General features: G+C 65.1%; 18 protein-coding genes. 16 read left to right on the top strand and 2 right to left on the bottom strand.

Annotated features, from left to right (window positions below):
* The first annotated feature begins 11 nt into the window (after nucleotides 1–11).
* The 3 genes from ABIA30_RS17225 (at nucleotide 12) to ABIA30_RS17215 (ending at nucleotide 2,585) form a co-directional block, all read left to right on the top strand.
* Nucleotides 12–425, top strand: coding sequence for a Zn-ribbon domain-containing OB-fold protein (locus ABIA30_RS17225; protein WP_370067700.1), 414 nt, complete (start codon nucleotides 12–14; stop codon nucleotides 423–425).
* A gap of 11 nt (nucleotides 426–436) precedes the next feature.
* Nucleotides 437–1,582, top strand: coding sequence for a thiolase family protein (locus tag ABIA30_RS17220; protein WP_370067482.1), 1,146 nt, complete (start codon nucleotides 437–439; stop codon nucleotides 1,580–1,582).
* Nucleotides 1,583–1,667: 85 nt separating this feature from the next.
* Nucleotides 1,668–2,585, top strand: coding sequence for an enoyl-CoA hydratase (locus ABIA30_RS17215; protein WP_370067480.1), 918 nt, complete (start codon nucleotides 1,668–1,670; stop codon nucleotides 2,583–2,585).
* A gap of 95 nt (nucleotides 2,586–2,680) precedes the next feature.
* On the opposite strand, the gene ABIA30_RS17210 is transcribed toward ABIA30_RS17215, so the two are convergent.
* Together ABIA30_RS17210 and ABIA30_RS17205 are read right to left on the bottom strand one after the other, a co-directional pair.
* Nucleotides 2,681–4,321, bottom strand: coding sequence for an FAD-dependent oxidoreductase (locus ABIA30_RS17210; RefSeq protein WP_370067478.1), 1,641 nt, complete (start codon nucleotides 4,319–4,321; stop codon nucleotides 2,681–2,683).
* Nucleotides 4,322–4,346: 25 nt separating this feature from the next.
* Nucleotides 4,347–5,057 (bottom strand): IclR family transcriptional regulator, encoded by a 711-nt coding sequence (locus ABIA30_RS17205; RefSeq protein WP_370067476.1) that lies wholly within the window; start codon nucleotides 5,055–5,057, stop codon nucleotides 4,347–4,349.
* Between the two features lie 99 nt (nucleotides 5,058–5,156).
* Here ABIA30_RS17205 and ABIA30_RS17200 point away from each other — a divergent pair, with 99 nt between their 5' ends.
* The 13 genes from ABIA30_RS17200 (at nucleotide 5,157) to ABIA30_RS17140 (ending at nucleotide 18,938) form a co-directional block, all read left to right on the top strand.
* Complete coding sequence (locus ABIA30_RS17200) at nucleotides 5,157–6,035, top strand: alpha/beta fold hydrolase (protein WP_370067474.1); 879 nt, start codon at nucleotides 5,157–5,159, stop codon at nucleotides 6,033–6,035.
* The gene (locus tag ABIA30_RS17195; protein ID WP_370067698.1) at nucleotides 5,990–7,711 is read left to right on the top strand and encodes a bifunctional 3-(3-hydroxy-phenyl)propionate/3-hydroxycinnamic acid hydroxylase; all 1,722 of its coding nucleotides are present in this window, start codon (nucleotides 5,990–5,992) and stop codon (nucleotides 7,709–7,711) included. The genes ABIA30_RS17200 and ABIA30_RS17195 overlap by 46 nt, the downstream gene beginning before the upstream one ends.
* The gene (locus ABIA30_RS17190) at nucleotides 7,656–8,573 is read left to right on the top strand and encodes a 3-carboxyethylcatechol 2,3-dioxygenase (protein ID WP_370067696.1); all 918 of its coding nucleotides are present in this window, start codon (nucleotides 7,656–7,658) and stop codon (nucleotides 8,571–8,573) included. The genes ABIA30_RS17195 and ABIA30_RS17190 overlap by 56 nt, the downstream gene beginning before the upstream one ends.
* A gap of 31 nt (nucleotides 8,574–8,604) precedes the next feature.
* Nucleotides 8,605–10,347, top strand: a complete 1,743-nt coding sequence (locus tag ABIA30_RS17185; protein ID WP_370067472.1) for an FAD-binding protein — start codon at nucleotides 8,605–8,607, stop codon at nucleotides 10,345–10,347.
* On the top strand, nucleotides 10,344–11,654 hold the full coding sequence (locus ABIA30_RS17180) for an LLM class flavin-dependent oxidoreductase (RefSeq protein WP_370067470.1): 1,311 nt from the start codon (nucleotides 10,344–10,346) through the stop codon (nucleotides 11,652–11,654). The genes ABIA30_RS17185 and ABIA30_RS17180 overlap by 4 nt, the downstream gene beginning before the upstream one ends.
* A 5-nt stretch (nucleotides 11,655–11,659) precedes the next feature.
* Nucleotides 11,660–12,568 carry a coniferyl-alcohol dehydrogenase gene (locus ABIA30_RS17175; RefSeq protein ID WP_370067469.1) on the top strand — a complete coding sequence of 303 codons (909 nt, stop codon included), beginning with the start codon at nucleotides 11,660–11,662 and terminating at the stop codon, nucleotides 12,566–12,568.
* Nucleotides 12,561–13,556 (top strand): cyclase family protein, encoded by a 996-nt coding sequence (locus tag ABIA30_RS17170; RefSeq protein ID WP_370067468.1) that lies wholly within the window; start codon nucleotides 12,561–12,563, stop codon nucleotides 13,554–13,556. The genes ABIA30_RS17175 and ABIA30_RS17170 overlap by 8 nt, the downstream gene beginning before the upstream one ends.
* 89 nt (nucleotides 13,557–13,645) lie before the next feature.
* The gene (locus tag ABIA30_RS17165) at nucleotides 13,646–14,896 is read left to right on the top strand and encodes an HNH endonuclease signature motif containing protein (protein ID WP_370067466.1); all 1,251 of its coding nucleotides are present in this window, start codon (nucleotides 13,646–13,648) and stop codon (nucleotides 14,894–14,896) included.
* Between the two features lie 260 nt (nucleotides 14,897–15,156).
* Nucleotides 15,157–15,981 (top strand): alpha/beta fold hydrolase, encoded by an 825-nt coding sequence (locus tag ABIA30_RS17160; protein ID WP_370067464.1) that lies wholly within the window; start codon nucleotides 15,157–15,159, stop codon nucleotides 15,979–15,981.
* A complete protein-coding gene (locus ABIA30_RS17155) occupies nucleotides 15,978–16,787 on the top strand; it encodes an SDR family NAD(P)-dependent oxidoreductase (RefSeq protein WP_370067462.1) in 810 nt (269 codons plus the stop codon). Before ABIA30_RS17160 ends, ABIA30_RS17155 begins: the two co-directional genes overlap by 4 nt.
* Before the next feature lie 61 nt (nucleotides 16,788–16,848).
* On the top strand, nucleotides 16,849–17,499 hold the full coding sequence (locus ABIA30_RS17150) for a TetR family transcriptional regulator (protein WP_370067460.1): 651 nt from the start codon (nucleotides 16,849–16,851) through the stop codon (nucleotides 17,497–17,499).
* 9 nt (nucleotides 17,500–17,508) lie between these two features.
* A complete protein-coding gene (locus tag ABIA30_RS17145; protein ID WP_370067458.1) occupies nucleotides 17,509–17,703 on the top strand; it encodes a ferredoxin in 195 nt (64 codons plus the stop codon).
* A gap of 2 nt (nucleotides 17,704–17,705) precedes the next feature.
* On the top strand, nucleotides 17,706–18,938 hold the full coding sequence (locus ABIA30_RS17140; RefSeq protein WP_370067456.1) for a cytochrome P450: 1,233 nt from the start codon (nucleotides 17,706–17,708) through the stop codon (nucleotides 18,936–18,938).
* Nucleotides 18,939–18,959 lie beyond the last annotated feature (21 nt).

Raw genomic sequence — 18,959 nt, 5'->3', positions numbered from 1 at the left:
TCGAGGAACTCATGCAGAAGGCGCTCGCCCCCGAGATTTCCACCTGGCCCGACGAGAACCCGCAGCTCATCGGCAGTCAGTGCGGCGCCTGTTCGGCGACGGTCTTCCCACGTCAGCCGATCTGCCCCAAGTGCAGCCAGGCTGCGATGGCCGACCTGCTGTTGCCGCGCCGCGGTACCGTGATCGCTTGGACCACACAGGGTTTCCCGCCTGGAGCGCCGTACGCGGGACCCACCGGTAAGGACTTCGTGCCCTACGGCGTCGGCCTGGTTCAGCTCGGAGACGTCATCCGAGTGGAGGGCCGCTTGACCGAAAACGACCCGGCGAAACTGGAATTCGGCATGGAGGTCGAGTTGGCGATGGCGCCTTTCGCCACCGATGCCGAGGGCGACGAGCTCGTGACGTTCTGGTTCCAGCCGGTCTAGAAGGGTTACCCGTGTCTAACGATGTAGCGATCATCGGCGTCGGTATCCACCCGTTCGGCCGGTTCGACAAGACCGCCATGGAGATGGGTGCCGAGGCCATCCAGTCCGCGCTGGCCGATGCCAAGCTGGAGTGGAAGGACATCCAGTTCGGTTTCGGTGGCAGCTATGAGATCTCCAATCCGGACGCGGTCACGCGACTGGTCGGACTCACCGGCATCACGTTCACCAACGTATTCAACGCCTGCGCGACCGCGGCCAGTGCCATCCAGCAGACGGCCGACACCATCCGATTGGGCAAGTACGACATCGGGATTGCCATCGGGCTGGACAAGCATCCGCGCGGCGCGTTCACCGACGATCCGGCCAAACTCGCGCTGCCGCAGTGGTACGCGCGGGGCGGGCAGTTCGTCACCACCAAGTTTTTCGGCATGAAGGCCAACCACTACATCCACAAGCACGGCATCTCGGAGGAGACGCTGGCGCGGGTGGCCAACAAGAATTTCCGCAACGGCATCCTGAATCCGAATGCGTTCCGGCGCAAAGAGATCTCGGTCGAGGAGATCATGGCGTCGCCGATACTGAACTACCCGCTGCGGCAATACATGTTCTGTGCGCCCGACGAAGGTGCGGCTGCGGTGATCATGTGCCGCGCCGACATCGCCCACAAGTACACCGACAAGCCGGTCTACGTGCGGGCCAGCGAGATTCGCACCCGGACCTACGGCGCCTACGAGGTGCACGCGACTTCCGCGCCGCTCGACGAGGACGTCGCACCGACTGTGTATGCGGCGAAGGCTGCCTATGAGGCCGCCGGCATCGGACCCGAAGATGTCGACATCGCGCAGTTGCAGGACACCGACGCCGGCGCCGAGGTCATCCACATGGCCGAGACCGGGCTGTGCGCCGACGGAGACCAGGAGAAACTGCTCGCCGATGGTGCCACCGAGATCGGCGGCACGCTGCCGATCAACACCGACGGCGGGTTGATCGCCAATGGTGAACCGATCGGCGCCTCGGGCCTGCGGCAGATGCACGAGCTGGTGCGCCAGCTGCGCGGCGAGGCGGGGGACCGGCAGGTCCCGGGCAGTCCGCGCGTCGGCCTGGCCCAGGTGTACGGCGCGCCCGGAACCGCCTCGGCCACGCTGTTGTCGCTATAACCTCGCGAGCAGACACAAATGTGCCGCGACAGGCCATGTTTCGGGTACATATGTGTCTGCTCACGGAGTAACGAAAGGTGCCCTCATGACTTCGGCCAACGCCGGCGACGCTGACTACAAGTACGTCACGTACGAAACCCTCGACGACGGCACCATCGCCCGGATCATGCTCAACCGGCCGGACGCCCGCAATGCCCAGAACCGGGGCCTGCTGGTCGAACTGCATGAGGCGTTCCTGCGGGCCGAGGCCGACGACACCGTCCGTGTGGTGATCCTGGGCGGCAACGGCCCGATGTTCTCTTCGGGTCACGATCTCGGCTCGGCGGCTCAGCGCACCGAATACACACCGGGACCGGATCAGCACCCGAGCTTCAAGGTCAACGGCGCCAACCGGCAGGGCGCCGAGAGCCTGATGTTGCAGGAATGGCACCACTACTTCGAGAACACCCGACGCTGGCGCAACTTGCGCAAGATCACCGTCGCCTCCGTACACGGCGACGTGTACGCCGCCGCCCTGATGCTGATGTGGGCCTGCGACCTGATCGTGGCGGCCGACAACACCCGGTTCGCCGATGTGGTGGGCACCCGCCTCGGCATGTGCGGCGTCGAATACTTCGCGCACCCATGGGAATTCGGTCCGCGTAAGACCAAGGAGCTGATGCTCACCGGCGACACCCTGTCGGTCGACGAGGCGCACGCGATGGGCATGGTCTCCAAGATTTTCCCGGTCGACGAACTAGCGGACAAGACACTGGAATTCGCCCGCCGGATCGCCAAGGTACCCACCATGGCCGCGCTGCTGATCAAGGAGTCGGTCAACCAGACCCAAGACAACCAGGGCTTCTACAACTCGCTCAATGCCTGCTTCACCCTGCATGAGCTGAACCACAGTCACTGGGCTCAGGTGCACGAGAACAGCTTTCCGGTCGGCCTGGCCTCCGATGGCCTGGAGGACTGGAAGACCGCCGGCCCGCCGCGGGCTTCGATCAAAGACCAGCCGTAGGTCGCGTCATCGCCGAGATAGCAACTATTGGCGAGGTTGTGGCCAGATCTCGCCAATAGTTGCGATGTCGGCGCGCGTCGGTGCCGGCTGCCGGCTTACCCCGGGGCCGACTCGCCGGTCGCGGCAGCGTAGCCGCAGCGGTAGCCGAAAACCATTGCCGGACCCAGGGTTCCGCCGGCGCCGCCATACGCCTTGCCGGTCACCCCGGCCATCGCGTTGCCGGCGGCAAATAACCCCGGGATCAGCGCACCGTTGACGTGCAGCACGGCGCCGTCACGGTCCGTGCGGGGTCCGCCCTTGGTGCCCATCGCGCCGACGGTGACCGGTACCGCGAAGTAGGGTGCCGTGTCGATCGGACCCAGGGTCTTCAGTGCCGGGGTGCTCTCGGCGGTATCACCCCAGTAGCCGTCGTAGGCACTGGAGCCGCGGCCGAAGTCGGGGTCGCTCCCGTCGGCAACGTTGGCATTCCATGCCGCCAGGGTGTCGGCCAGGGCCACGGCGGAGATGCCGGTCTTGGCCTCCAGCTCCTCCAGGGTTGCGGACTGGCAGAACCAGTCGGGCACTGCGACACTCCCCGTCGCTTCGCTCGCCCCGGCTCCGTCTGGGTCGATACCGAGGAAGCCGTACTTCTTCAGGTGCAGCGAGTCGAACACGATCCACGCCGGGTCGTTGAGATAGCCCAACCGTGGGTCGAGATGGTGGAACGGCCCGGCCATCGAGTTGTATTCGCCGGCCTCATTGAGGAAGCGCTTGCCGGCCCGGTTGACAATGATGCTGCGTGGACGGGTGCGTTCCAGGCGGACACTGCGGCTGCGGGGCTTGCCCTCGAAGGTATCGCCGGGAATCTGCACGATCGGCACCCACCAGGCCTCGCCCATGTTGGCCAGCTCGGCGCCGTGTGCCATCGCCATCCGCAGGCCGTCGCCGGTGTTGTTCGGCGGCGAGACCGGTCCGTGCATGGGGCCGCGCAGAAATGCATCGACCAGGTCGGGGTCCCATTCGAAGCCGCCGGTGGCCAGCACCACGCCCCGGCGGGCACCGACTCGAATATCGGTGCCGTCCACACTGATTCGCACGCCTGCGATTCGGCCGCCGACCGCGACCAACTCGGTAGCGCGGGCTTCGGTCACCGGCACCACACCTAAATCCAGCAGACCCTTGAGCAGCCCGGCGATCAACGCGGTGCCGGCCACGCAGACATCGGCGTCGTCGACGGCGGCATGGATCCGCGCCCGCGTCTCGGCGTCGATGCCGACGTTGCTGAAGTCTGCGGGGAAGGACGTGATGCGATCACGCCAATCACCCAACTCGGCGAGGTTGAAGGGTTTGGCGTTCAACGACCGCCCACCGCCGGGCTGACCGCCGGGCAGTTCGGGTTTGTAGTCGGGAAAGCCCTCGGCGACTTCGAATTTCAACAGGCTGTGTGCCTCGAGGAACTCCAGCATCTGTGGCCCGGTGCGCACGAAGGTCTCGACCAGCGCGGTGTCCATGGCGCCGAGCGACTGGGCCGCCAGATATCTCATGGCGTCGTCGACGGTCAGCTCGCCGGCGGCGGCCCGGTTATGCGCTGGTATCCAGGCAATACCTCCGGATACGGCGGTGGTGCCGCCGACCGTCGCGGCCTTCTCGTACACCGCGACCTCGGCGCCGTTGACCGCCGCAGTCAATGCCGCGGTCAGGCCTGCTCCGCCGGTGCCGAGCACGACAACGTCGACCTCGTGATCCCAGTTACTCACGGGCTCAGATCCTTTCGATCGCTGCTCAGCTCAGAATGTCCGAGAGTCGTTGGGCTGCCGCGATAACGGCGTCCTTGCCTTTCAGTAGCACGTCTTCCCGGTGCGAGATGACGTTGATGCACGTTGGTGGTGACGGTGGTCGCCGCCGGACCGGGACGGCCAGTCCGTAGGTGTCGGGTTCGATCTCGCCGTGGGTGATCACCCAGCCCTGGGTGCGGGTCTGAGGTACCAGTTCACGCTCGCCCGGACGCGGAGCCATGCTGGAGAGCAGCGCAATGCCGGCCGCGCCGCGATCCAGGGGTTCGCGGCTGCCCTCGTGAAAAGCCAACTGGTAGAAGACAAGTGTCGGCACGATGACGGCGATGGCCACTTGATGCTCGCCTTCGGCGACCAGTAGCGAGACTGTCGAGCCGAGGTCGTCGGCGAGGGTGCGCAATGTGGGCACACAGAGTTGGCGCAAGTTGTTGTCGAACGAGGCGCCGAGCGTCGCCAACGCAGCGGCGGGTCGATAGCGACCGTCCTCACCCTTGGTGATGTACCGGAACTGAACCAGGGTGGACAGCAGTCGGTAGGCGATGGTCCGGTGCACTCCGACGTGGTCGGCAACCTGTTGCGCGGTGGCGCCGCTGGGCGAGCTGGTGACGGCGTGAAGCGCACTGAGACCGCGGCCGAGGGTCTGAGAACCAGTGGCCGCTTTGTCGCCGGCGTTTGTGTCGTCACCCTTGACAGGGGTCATCGCGAGAGTGATGCTCTATAGATAGTGCACATCGTAGTGCGATATTAGCACAGATGATTATCGATACAAGAGAATCGGATTTCCGCAAAGAAGGGTCGCATGGCTGGATTCGACGGGTTCGAAAGCATCTGGAGCGACCTGCAGGGCGTCGCGTTCTCGCAGGGCTATCTCGATGTTGCGGGGGTCCGCACCCGTTACCTGCACGCCGGTGACACGAATCGGCCAACCCTGGTCCTGTTGCACGGCTCGGGCGGACATGCCGAGGCTTACGTTCGCAACCTGGAGTCTCACGCAGAGCACTTCTCGACCTGGTCCATCGACATGCTGGGCCACGGCTACACCGACAAACCCGGGCATCCCCTGGAGATCCAGCACTATGTCGACCATCTGATCGCGTTCTTCGACACCATTGGCGCGCAGCGGGTTTACCTGTCCGGTGAATCGCTCGGAGGGTGGGTTGCGGCCCGCGCCGCGTCCGATCACCCCGACCGAATCATTCGTCTGGTGCTGAACACCGCCGGCGGCTCGCAGGCAGACCCGGAGGTGATGAAGCGGATCATCACGCTGTCCATGGCCGCTGCCGAGAACCCGTCCTGGGAGACCGTGCAGGCCCGGATCAAGTGGTTGATGGCCGACAAGCTCAAAGACTACGACGACATCGTGGCCAGCCGTCAGCGGATCTACCGGACGCCCGGATTCGTCGGGGCAATGAGCGACATCATGGCGCTGCAAGATCCGGTCATCCGGCAGCGGAACCTGCTGGGGCCCAAAGAGTATGGTTCCATCGCGGCACCCACCTTGGTGCTGTGGACCAGCGATGACCCCACTGCCGATGTGAGCGAAGGTCGTCGGATCTCCGAGATGATCCCGGGTGCAACGTTCGTGGTGATGCCCGACTGTGGTCACTGGCCGCAGTACGAGGACCCTGACACATTCAACAAGCTGCACGTCGACTTCCTGCTTGGGCGCGACACGTGAGCGAATCCGTGGATGTGGTGATCGTCGGTGCCGGGCCGGTCGGCCTGACGCTGGCAAACATCCTTGGGCTGCAGGGAGTCCGGACGCTGCTCCTCGAAGAGCGGGACTGTCTGATCGACTACCCGCGGGGTGTCGGTCTGGATGACGAGTCACTGCGGGCATTCCAGTCGATCGGCGTGGTGGACGACGTGCTGCCACACACCGTGCCCAACCAGATCCTGCGGTTCTATGACCGCAAGCGCCGACTGCTGGCCGAAATGGCACCGGCCAACCCGCTTTACGGCTGGCCCCGGCGTAACGGCTTCGTACAGCCGATGGTCGACGCCGAGTTGCTGCGCGGGCTAGACCGCTTCGAGCAGGTAAGTGTGCGCTGGGATGCGCAGATGGCGACCTGCGCGCAGGACGCCCGTGGGGTGACTGTCGAGATCGACGGTGCCGCACCGGTAAGCGCCAAATTCGTGGTCGGTTGCGATGGCGGACGCAGCGCCACCCGCCGCCTCATGGGTGTGACCTTCGAGGGTACGACGTCGGAAACCCGTTGGCTGGTCATCGATGTGGCCACCGACCCGCTTGGCCACCCGAACAGTGAAGTCGGTGCCGACCCGGCCCGGCCGTACGCGTGCATCTCGATCGCTCACGGTATCCGCCGGTTCGAGTTCATGATTCACGCCGACGAGTCGGACGAAATGGTCGAGCGCCCGGAGTTCATCGCTCGGATGCTCAAACCCTTCGTGCCCTACCCTGAGCGTGTCGAAGTGATCCGGCATCGCGTCTATACCCACCATTCGCGCATCGCCGGGTCGTTCCGGAAAGGCCGGATGTTGTTGGCCGGCGACGCCGCCCATCTGATGCCGGTATGGCAGGGGCAGGGCTACAACAGCGGCATTCGAGACGCCTTCAACCTCGGATGGAAGCTCGCGACGGTAGTCAACGGTCAGGCCGGTGAGGCCCTGCTGGATACGTATGACACCGAGCGCCGCAAGCACGCCCGCGCCATGATCGACCTGTCGACACTCGTCGGCCGGGTCATCTCGCCGACCAGCCACCGCATTGCCGCCCTGCGGGACAGCGTGATTCGGGCGGCGTCGGTGGTACCCACTCTCAAGCGGTACATCCTGGAGATGCGGTTCAAGCCGATGCCGCGATACGAGCAGGGCGCGGTCGTCCACCTTTCATCGCCGACCGACGCCGCACCCGCCGGTACGCTGTTCATCCAACCGCGGGTGGACACCCGTGACCAGAAAGACGTATTGCTCGACGATGTCCTCGGTGCCGGCTTCGCGATTCTGAGTTGGAACAACAATCCGCGACGACTTCTGGGCGAGGACGCCTTCGCGTTGTGGCGCGATCTCGGCGCGACGTTCGTGTCGGCCCGGCCGAATACTCAACTGAATTGGACCGGGCACGACGACCCCGAGGTCGTCATCGTCGGTGATCGCACCGGCGCGCTCAAGGCGTGGTTCGACGCTCACACCGAATCGGTGCTGTTCCTGCGACCTGACCGGTGCATCGCTGCCGCCGGAATCGCCCAATTGGCACCAGAACTCAGCGCCAAGCTGAGCCAGGTCCTGCATCTCACGCCGGGAGGCTCTCATGGAATCGCAACTGGCCCTGTGCTGCATGTCGCACAGCCCGCTGCTGAATCTGCCGGGACCATCAGCGGAGCTGCTGGATGACATCAACAGTGCCATCGTGCAGGCCCGCGACGCCGTGCAGGACTTCGACCCGGAGCTGGTCGTCATCTTTTCACCGGACCACTACAACGGATTCTTCTACCGCACCATGCCCCCGTTTGCGATCGGCTCAGCGGCGTCGGGCGTGGGTGACTACGGTACCCAGAGTGGACCGCTGAACGTGCCCAGCGACATTGCCATCCAATGTGTTTCGTCGGTCCTGGAGTCCGGCGTCGACGTTGCGTTTTCCGCGGCCATGGACGTCGACCACGGTACGGTGCAACCGCTGCAGGGATTGTTCGGCGACGCCACGGCCAAGCCGGTGATCCCGATCTTCATCAACTCGGTGGCCACCCCACTCGGTCCGATGCGTCGGGTTCGTGCGCTCGGTGCGGCGGTGGGGGAGTTTCTGTCAGGCCTGGGCAAGCGGGTGCTGATCGTCGGATCCGGTGGGCTGTCGCATGATCCGCCGGTGCCGACCCTGGCCACCGCGCCGTTGACCGCGCACGGGCGGATTGTGCACGGCGAACCGATGAACGTCGAGGGCCGGATGGCCCGGCAGCAGAACGTGATGTCGGCTGCCCACGACTTCGCCCACGGCGACAGTCCGCTGCGCCCGTTGAACCCGGAATGGGACGGAGCGCTGCTGGACCTGTTGGACTCCGGTCGGATCGCCGAGGTCGATGGCTGGACCAACGACTGGATCGCGCAGACCGCGGGAAATTCAGCGCACGAGGTGCGTACCTGGGTGGCGGCATTCTCGGCATTGGCCACCGCGGGCAGCTACCGGAGCACGTTCGGGTATTACCGAGAGGCGGCAGAACTGTTGGCGGGATTCGCGATTCGTGTGGCGGTGCCGGCGTGAGCGCGCAGCGAGAAGCGACGGTGGATCGCGCATGAGCACAGCCTTCGACCATGAGATCGACGTCCTGGTGGTCGGCTCAGGCGGCGGCGGCTTGACCGCCGCACTGGCCGCCAAGGACAGTGGGCTGGACGCGCTGGTCGTCGAGAAGTCGGCGAAGTTCGGTGGTTCGACCGCGCTGTCCGGCGGCGGCATCTGGGTTCCTGGCGCCCCGCCGCAGACCCGCGCCGGATATCGCGTTGATCTGGACGGGGTTTTCGACTACCTCAAGCAGATCACCGGCGGGCTGGTCACCGATGCCCGGCTGCGCGCATATGTCGACGAAGCGCCAAGAATGATGGACTTCCTCGAACGCTCCAGCACGTGGATGCAATTCGTCTGGAAGCCCGGCTACGCCGACTATTACCCCGAACTGCCGGGCGGGTCCGAGCAGGGCAGCACGATCAACGTCCCCGAGATCGATCTGCGGGCGCTGGGCCCTGAGGAACAGAATCTGTTGGCGCCGCTCGCTATGGCGCCGCGCGGAATCTGGTTCGCGCCCAAAGACCTTCGGCTCTTCTATCAGGTTCGGCAGAACTGGCGCGGTAAGGCCGTGCTGATCAAGCTGATCTGGCGGATGGTGCGGGCGCACGTCTTCGGTGACCGGATGGCCGCAATCGGCCAGTCACTGATGGCCCGGATGAGATTGGCCTTGGGGGAGCACGACATACCGCTGTGGCTGAGCGCGCCGATGACCGAACTCATCACCGACGTGGACGAGCGGGTGGTGGGCGCAGTGGTAGAGCGCGACGGCCAGCCGCTGCGGATTCGGGCCCGCGGTGGTGTGGTGATCGCCAGTGGCGGGTTCGATCATGACATGGCCTGGCGGCTCGAGCACCTGCCCGAACTGAAACGGGTGCGGGAGATCGCCGGCGCAGACAGGGACTGGAGTTTCGGGAATCCGGCTTCGATGGGCGACGGTATCCGTGCCGGCGAGAAGGTGGGTGCCGCAGTGGATCTGCTCGACGAGGCTTGGTGGTTCCCGGCGATGTGCTGGCCTGACGGTCGGCTGCAGTTCATGCTCAACGAGCGGATGATGCCGGCGCAGTTCGTCGTCAACGGGGACGGCAAGCGGTTCATCAACGAGGCGGCGCCGTACATGGATTTCGCGCACGCCATGCTCGACGGTCAGCGGGCCGGCATCGAGACCATCCCGTGCTGGCTGATCACCGACATCCGCTCGTTCCACAAGTACGTCGTCGGCGGGCACTTGCCGATTCCGAAGGTCCCCTTTGCGCCGGTGCCGACCGGACGCAAAGTACCCGAGGCGTGGCTGGAGTCGGGGATCGTCAAGGAGGCCAACAGCTTCGAGACGCTGGCTGCCAAGATCGGGGTGCCACCGGCGCAGTTGCGGGCAACGGCCGAGCGCTTCAACGAGCTGGCTCGCCGCGGACACGACGACGATTTCAACCGGGGTGACAGTGCATACGACAACTACTACGGCGACCCGACCTTGCCGAACCCCAACCTGCGCCCGCTGAGCAAAGGGCCGTACTACGCATTCCAGATCATCCTCGGTGACCTGGGTACCTCGGGCGGTTTGCGCACCGATGAGCATGCCCGTGTGCTGCGCGGCGACGACACGGTGATCGACGGGCTGTACGCCACCGGCAATGCCACCGCTGCCGTGATGGGCCGCAGCTACGCCGGTGCCGGCGCGACCATCGGCCCGGCAATGACCTTCGGCTATGTGGCAGCCAAACACATTGCACACCAATCTCAGGAGGTAACCAAGTGAAGATTTCCCTGTTCTATGAGTTCCCGCTGCCGCGACCGTGGTCCGACGACGACGAGCACCAGCTGTTCCAACACGGCCTCACCGAAGTCGAGGCTGCCGACAAGGCAGGCTTCTCCACGGTATGGCTGACCGAGCACCATTTCCTGGAGGAGTACTGCCACTCCACCGCACCCGAGCTGTTCCTGGCCGCAGCCAGCCAGCGCACCAAGGACATTCGGCTCGGCTTCGGTGTGATGCACCTGCCGCCACCGATCAATCACCCGGCGCGCATCGCGGAGCGGATCGCGACCCTCGATCACCTGTCGGGCGGCCGGGTCGAATTCGGCACCGGCGAAGGCTCATCGGTCGCCGAGCTGGGCGGCTTCAACATCGATCCGGCAGACAAGCGCGCCCAGTGGGAGGAGGCCCTTGAGGTTTCGATCCGCTGCATGGTCGAAGAACCGTTCACCGGGTTCAAGGGCGAGCACGTCGACATGCCCGCCCGTAACGTCATTCCGAAGCCGCTGCAGAAGCCGCACCCGCCGGTCTGGGTGGCCTGCACCCGTCCCGCATCAGTGCAGATGGCGGCCCAAAAGGCAATCGGTGCACTGAGTTTCGCCTACACCGGCCCGGAAGCGCTCAAGGACCGAGTTGACGGCTATTACCAGGAGTTCGAGCGCGCCGGCGCGCCGATCACGCCGATGATCAACCCGAACATCCTCGCCATCGGTGGTGACCTGTCGATGATGGTGGCGCGCACCGACGAGGAAGCGCTCAAGCGCCTGGGTACCGGCGGTGGCTTCTTCTCGTTCGGGATCATGCACTACTACCTGACCGGCATGCACACCCCCGGCCGCACCAAGGTCTGGGAGCGCTATCAGGAGGCCGTCAAGGAGGATCCGACCCTGGCGTACGGACCCGGCCGCGGGGCCATCGGATCGCCGGAGACGGTGCGTGAATTCCTGCGTGGTTACGAGGCCAGCGGCGTGGACGAGATAATCTTGCTGCTCAACCCGCGCAGCCACGAGGGGACCATGGAGTCCATCGAGATCATGGGCAAGGAGATCTTGCCCGAATTCATCGAGCGTGATGCAAAGGCTGTGGAGGCCAAGGCACTTCGCCTGGAGCCGGTGGTCGAGAAGGTCGAGGCGCGCCGGCTGGCGTGTGCCGCCCCCGCGTTCGATGAGAGCTACTCGTTCGGTGGCCTGCCCACCGGCCGCGGCGGCAAGTTCACTGCTGGCGAGATTCCCGAGGCGATGGCCGAGATCAACGAGGGCCGGGTCAAGGCCGCGCAGGCCGAGAAGGCTGCTCGCGAGGCGGCCAGCTGAATCTGATGCGCACACTGGGGGACATGCTCAGTTACCGCGGCCGGCGGGTCGCGGTGACCGGCGTCGCCTCTGGTATCGGTGCCGCGTTGGTCTCTCAGCTCAGTGAGCTCGGTGCCGAGGTGGTGGGCTTGGACACTCAAGAGCCGACAGTGCGGGTCAACATGTTTCACCCCGTCGACCTGTCCTCGCCGGAATCCATCGACGCCGCCGTCGCCGCCGTGGACCCGGTCGATGGGTTGTTCAACGTGGCTGGGGTGTCTTCGGGGATCGGTGACTCGCTGCTGGTGGTGAAAATCAACTTCCTCGGTATGCGTCAGCTGACCGAGGCACTGGTGGCCACCATGCCGACCGGTGCTTCGGTGGTGAATGTGGCGTCCCTGGCGGCTTCGGAGTACGTATCGAACGCATCGGTTGTGGCGGGCCTGTCGAGCACCGTGGATTTCGCCGACGGGGTTGCGTGGTGCCAGGTGCATCCCGACGCGTTGGCCGACGGCGGGTACCGGCTCTCCAAGCAGGCGGTCATTCTGTACGGTATGGAGGCTGCCGTGCGGCTGGGGCCGCGCGGTATCCGGATCAATTGCAGTGCACCGGGTGTCACCGAAACGCCGATCCTGGATCAGCTCCGGGCTGCCTACGGGCAGGACTACCTGGATTCGTTCCGAGCCCCGCTCGGTCGGGTGTCCACCCCCGACGAGCAGGCCGCGGTGCTGGCCTTCCTGGGCAGCGCAGCGGCCGGGTATATCACCGGACAGGTGATCTGGGCGGACGGTGGCATCTTGGCGCAGCGGGGTGTAGGCCAGTTGTTGGGGGCGAGCGGAGCGACGGGGAATGTGGTGGGGGCGAGCGGAGCGACGGGGAATGTGTTGGGGGCGAGCGGAGCGACGGGGGATCTAACTGTGGAGGATCATGCCTGACCTGAACGACTTTCGGAGAGTGGCGGCCGACGTCAGCAACTGGGGCCGCTGGGGTGACGACGACGAGCTGGGCACGCTCAACTTGATCACCGCGGAGAAAGTCGCGCAGGCCGCTGCCACGGTCCGGCACGGCAAGGTGTTCGCCCTCGGCGGCGACTTCGGTTCGTCTGGGCCGCAGGGCGCGTTTCAGTTCCGGCAGAATCCGACGCACGTGATGACGGTGGACGGCGGTGATGCCGAGACCCTGGCTCGATACGGACCGCAGTGGCTGCGCAACAAGGTGGCACGTCAGGTCAGTTCGATGTTCGTGGACAACCCTTTCCGGTTCAACGACGACATGATCGTGATGCCGTTGCAGGCCGCCACCCAATGGGATGCGCTGTCGCACGTCTACTACGACGACAAGCTGTACAACGGCTTTCCGGCCGACTCGGTGACCAGTTTCGGGGCCTTTCACTGCGGCATCGACAAGGTCGACGTCAAGGGCATCACCTCGAGGGGGGTGCTGCTCGACGTAGTCCGCCATCGCGGCGTCGAGATGTTCTGCGAGCCCGGAAACGCCATCACCCCGGCCGAACTCGATGACATCGTCGCCGCGCAGGGGGTGACGATCACGCCCGGCGACATCGTCGTCGTGCACACCGGTTGGTGGACCCGGTTCCAATCCACCGGCAATGGCGCAGAGCAGGGTTCGGGTCTGCATTGGACCTGTGCGTCCTGGCTGCACGACCACAATGTGGCAGCGGTTGCCGCGGACAATCTGATGGTCGAGGACCCCGATCCGGCCAACGGGGTCGATGGGGTCTTCCTGCCGATGCACTTGCTGTGTCTACGCGACATGGGCCTCATGCTCGGCGAGTACTGGGACTTGACCGCCTTGTCTGCGGATTGCGCCGCTGACCGGGTTTACGAGTTCCAGCTCATCGCTCCGCCGCTCAGGGTCACCGGTGCGGTCGGTTCACCGGTGAATCCGATCGCGATCAAGTAGCCCAGTCGTTTGTTGTGCCAGGGACTGCGGCCAGCTGGTCGCGGATCCCGCCGCGTGGATTTGTCGGACCCCTCTGCGATGATGGGGTTATGTCCACCGCCGCAACACCTTTGGCCACCGGGGTGCATCCCGGTGAGCGCCTGGAGGTGTTGTTCGAGGAGATCGCGGAGCTGACCGGTCAGCGCAACGCGATCGACGGACGCCTGGTGCACATCGTCGCCGAGATCGAACGTGACGAACTGTGGGGGGCCACCGGCGCCCGGTCACTGCCATCGTTGGTGGCCTGGAAAACCGGGGTGACACCACACAACGCCGAAACCATCGTGACTGTCGCGCATCGGCTCGAACAGTTTCCCCGCTGCGTCGACGGGATGCGCGAAGGCCGGCTGTCGTTGGATCAGGTCGGGGTGATCGCCGAACACGCTGCCGAGGGTTCCGATGCGCACTACGCCGAACTGGCCGCGGTGGCCACCGTCACCCAGCTACGCACCGCGGTCAAACTGGAACCACGCCCTGACCCCGATCCGCGGCCTGAACCGGAGCGCTTCATCACCACGACGATCGGCGACCAGTACACGACCTGGCGGATCCGGTTACCCCGGGTCGAAGCCGCGAAATTCGAGACCGGATTGCAGTCCCACCACGATGCTCTGATCGTCGACTGGAAACGCGATCACCAGACCGACGAACCCGTGTCGGAGCAGGCGCCGCCGTTCCCCGACGCCATCGATGCGTTCATGAGCCTGATCGAAGCGGGCTGGGACACCGACGTCACCGGCCGCCCACACGGACAGCACACCACCGTCGTCGTACACCTGGACCTCGACAAGCCTTCTGCTGCACTGCACCTTGGCTCGCTGCTCACCGACGACGAACGCCGACTGCTGCTCTGCGATGCGACCTGCGAGCTCTGGCTGCAGCGCCACGGCCAGCCGATCGGCGCCGGACGTACCACCCGGCAGATCAACCGCCGCCTACGCCGCGCCCTGGAGCACCGGGACCGGTGCTGTGTGGTGCCCGGCTGCGGGGCCACCCGCGGATTGCACGCCCACCACCTCCAGCACTGGGAAGACGGCGGACCCACCGAACTACACAACCTGGCACTGCTGTGCCCCTACCATCACCGGTTGCATCACCGCGGCGCCATCACCATCACCGGACCCGCCGACCAACTCATCGTCACCGACACCACCGGACAACAACTCACCAGCCGGCCGCTGGCCCGACCACCAACCACCCCACCACCCGACGTCCCACCATGCCCCGGACCCACCGGCGAACACGCCCAATGGTGGTGGTACCAACCATTTCAACCACAACCACCACCGTCACCCAATTAGCTTGGGACCAATTAGTGTTTGTTGTGCTGATGATTCGCCACCCCAGTGACGTGCGTACGACAACGCTCATGCAGGCTGCCCGAGACAGCTGAATCTCGACTGCGCCTGGCGGTAGAACCAATCGCGGCAGGTGCTGACAGTCGCACAGTCCCACAGTGCCGCGGGCGATTGCCCGCGAGATCGTGGTGGACCTGACTGGTTTCCGGTGGAAACCGGAGAATCATGTTCTCCAAATCGGCAAATCCCAGTATCGTGAATCCGTGGACTTCGAACGTAGGTCGGTGGTGGTCGACGGATTGACCACCGGCTACCTGGAAGCCGGCAGCGGTGATCCGGTGGTGCTGCTGCACGGAGGCGAGTTCGGCGCCAGCGCCGAACTCGGCTGGGAACGCAACATCGCCGCGCTGGCAACGCAATTCCGAGTGCTGGCACCGGACATGCTGGGGTTCGGGGAGTCTGCCAAGGTCGTCGACTTCACCGATGGCCGTGGCATGAGGATCCGGCATATCGCGCGGTTCTGCGAACTGCTGGGCGTGACGTCGGCGCACTTCGTCGGCAATTCGATGGGTGCGATCAATCTCCTGGTCGACGCCACCGCTCACGGGCCGGTACTCCCGATACGGTCTCTGGTGGCCATCTGCGGCGGTGGTGAGATCCAGCGCAACGAGCACGTCAGCGCGCTATACGACTACGACGCCAGTTTCGAGGCGATGCGCCGGATCGTCGCTGCGCTGTTCTTCGACCCGGGCTATCCGGCTGACGACGACTATGTGCGGCGGCGGTACGACTCCAGCACCGTCCCCGGTGCATGGGAATCTTTGGCGGCAGCCAGATTTCGCCGTCCGGGTCTGCCTGCGCCGACGGCACCGTCGGCGCAGCGCGCCTACGGCCGGATCACGGTTCCCGCTCTCGTGGTGGAAGGTGCCGGTGACAAGTTGCTGCCCGCCGGGTGGGCGGCCGACCTCGCCGGTCAGATTGCGGGAGCGCGGTCTGCGGTCATCGACGGCGCCGGGCACTGTCCGCAGATCGAGGCGGCCGGCGCCACCAACGCATTGCTCTTCGAATTCTTGAAAGAGGTCTCATGACAGCGGAATTGGCAGGCAAGGTCGCGATAGTCACCGGGGGTGCGTCGGGGATCGGGCGTGGCGTCGTCGAGCGATTCCTCGCCGAGGGTGCCAAGGTTGTCATCGCCGACGTTCAGCGAGAATTGGGCGAAGCTCTGGCGACCGATGCCGGCGACGATGCGCTCTTCCACTACGTCGACGTCGGGGATCAGGCCCAGATCGCGCAGCTTGTCGCGACTGCGGTCGAGCGGTTCGGCGGGCTTGACGTGATGGTGAACAACGCCGGGATGCCCAGCCCGCTGAAGAAGAGCCTGTTCGACGAGGATCTGACAGAGTTCGACCGTGTCATGCGGGTGAATGTGCTCGGCGTGATGGCCGGCACGCGTGACGCCGCGCGGCACATGGCCGAGCACGGTGGTGGGTCGATCATCAACATGTCCTCGATCGGTGGAATCCAGGCCGGTGGTGGGGTGACGTCGTATCGGGCGTCGAAGGCCGCCGTCATCCATTTCAGCAAGTCGGCGGCAATCGAGCTGGCGCACTACGAGGTTCGGGTCAACTGCATTGCGCCAGGCAACATTCCGACGCCGTTGTTGCAGACCGCCGCCGGCGACGAGGATCGTGAACGGCTCGAACGTTTCGAGGCCAGGATCCGTCAGCAGATGCGCGACGATCGTCCGCTCAAGAGAGAGGGCACCGTCGACGATATCGCCGAGGCCGCCCTTTATTTCGCGACGGACCGGTCGCGCTACGTCACCGGGACGGTGTTACCGATCGATGGTGGAACGGTGGCGGGCAAGGTGATGGCCCGCAAACCGAAGGACTAGTACGTCCGATCAGCTATTAATTCAATCACTTGACTTAGGGGAATTAAAGCGGTTGACTGAGATGGTGACAGCAGCGCGGCCGTTCCGCACTGAGCGGGCCAGCGGTACCCGTGAATCCATTCTCGTTGCCGCTGAACAGCTTTACGCCGAGCACGGCGTCTTTGCGGTATCCAATCGGCAGGTCAGTGAGGCTGCCGGGCAGGGCAACAACGCCGCCGTCGGCTACCACTTCGGTACCAAGACCGACCTGGTCCGCGCTATCGAGCAGAAGCACCGGGCGCCGGTCGAGTTACTGCGCGAGCGGATGATTGAGCAGCTCGGCGGGGACGCCGGTCTGCGGGACTGGGTGGCCTGCCTGGTACAGCCACTCACCGGTCACCTGGCCGAGCTTGGTAACCCGACCTGGTACGCGCGGTTCGCCGCCCAGGTGATGACCGACCCGGCCTACCACAACATCGTGGTGCGTGATGCGTTGAGTTCGCCGTCGCTCGTCCAGGTCATCGACGGCATCAACGACAGTCTGCCGGATCTGCCGATCGAGGTTCGACTAGAACGAAATATCATGGCCCGCAACCTGTTGATGCACAGCTGCGCCGATCGCGAACGTGCGCTGGCTCAGGGTGGGTCGGTGGCCCGTAAGACGTGGCAGGCCAGCGCCACCGGCCTCGTCGACGCCATCGTCGGGCTGTGGCTGGCACCAGTGACCGGATAAGGCGCAAGCATGAAAGTCATTGTCGATCAAGACAAATGCGTGTCTTCGGGGCAATGCGTACTGAATGCCGCCGACGTATTCGACCAACGTGACGAGGACGGCGTCGTGATCCTGCTGATCACCGAGCCGGCACCCGACCAGGCCGACAATGCCCGCCGAGCCGCGGCTGCCTGCCCGGCGCTGGCCATCGATATAGAGGAGTGAGCATGACGCAGGCGCCCAGCCAGACAGTAGAGGTGTCCGCCGGCATCCCCGAGTACCCGATGGAACGCGACGCGCGCTGCCCGTTCGCCCCGCCGCCGCCGATGCTGGGAAATACCAAAGGTCTTACCCGCGTTCGGATCTGGGATGGCAGCACCCCGTGGCTGATCACCGGGCACGCCGAGGCCCGGGAACTGTTCGCCGATTCCCGGATCAGCGTCGATGATCGCAAGCCGGGTTTCCCGCACTGGAACGAGCACATGCTCTCCACCGTCGACAAGCGGCCGCGGTCGGTGTTCACCTCGGATGCCGAGGAACACACCCGGTTCCGCCGGATGTTGTCCAAGCCTTTTACGTTCAAACGGGTCGAGGGTCTGCGCCAGGCCATCCAGCAGGTCACCGACCAGTGCATCGACGAGATCCTGGCCGGCCCGCGGCCCGCGGACATGGTGGCCAAGCTCGCGCTGCCGGTGCCGACCGTGGTGATCAGCGAAATGCTGGGTGTTCCATACGAAGACCACGAATTCTTCCAGGAGCACGCCAACGCCGGCCTGGCCCGCTACGCAGCGGCGGACGCCATGCAAAAGGGCGCGATGAGCCTGCACCAGTACCTGATCGATCTGGTGAAGGAGAAGCAGGCGAACCCATCCGAGGACGCGGTGTCGGACCTGGCCGAGCGGGTCACCGCGGGGGAGATCGACGTCAAAGAAGCCGCCCAGCTGGGTACGGGCTTGCTGATTGCCGGCCACGAGACCACCGCGAACATGATCGGCATCGGCATCCTTGCGCTGCTGGAGAATCCGGAACAGGCAGACTTCCTGCGCAACACCGACGACCCGAAGGCGATCGCCAACGCGGTCGAGGAGCTGATGCGCTACCTGTCGATCATCCAGAACGGCCAGCGCCGGATCGCTGTCGAGGATATCGAGATCAGCGGTGAGACCATCAAGGCCGGTGACGGTGTCATCATCGACCTGGCGCCGGCCAACTGGGACGCTGCCGCTTACCCGGAACCCGACAAGCTCGACCTGCGCCGGGATGCCAGTCAGCAGTTGGGCTTTGGCTACGGTCGGCACCAGTGCGTCGGCCAGCAGCTGGCCCGCGCCGAGCTGCAGATCGTCTTTCACACCTTGTTGCGCCGGATCCCGACGATGAAGCTGGCGATTCCGTTCGATGAGGTGCCGTTCAAGCACGACCGCCTCGCTTATGGCGTGTACGAACTTCCGGTCACCTGGTGACCTTCAGCCCAACCGCCTGAT

Origin of the sequence: Mycobacterium sp. MAA66 (assembly GCF_041261665.1) — a bacterium.
Classification (GTDB): domain Bacteria; phylum Actinomycetota; class Actinomycetes; order Mycobacteriales; family Mycobacteriaceae; genus Mycobacterium.
This window is presented reverse-complemented; position numbering and strand designations above follow the sequence as displayed.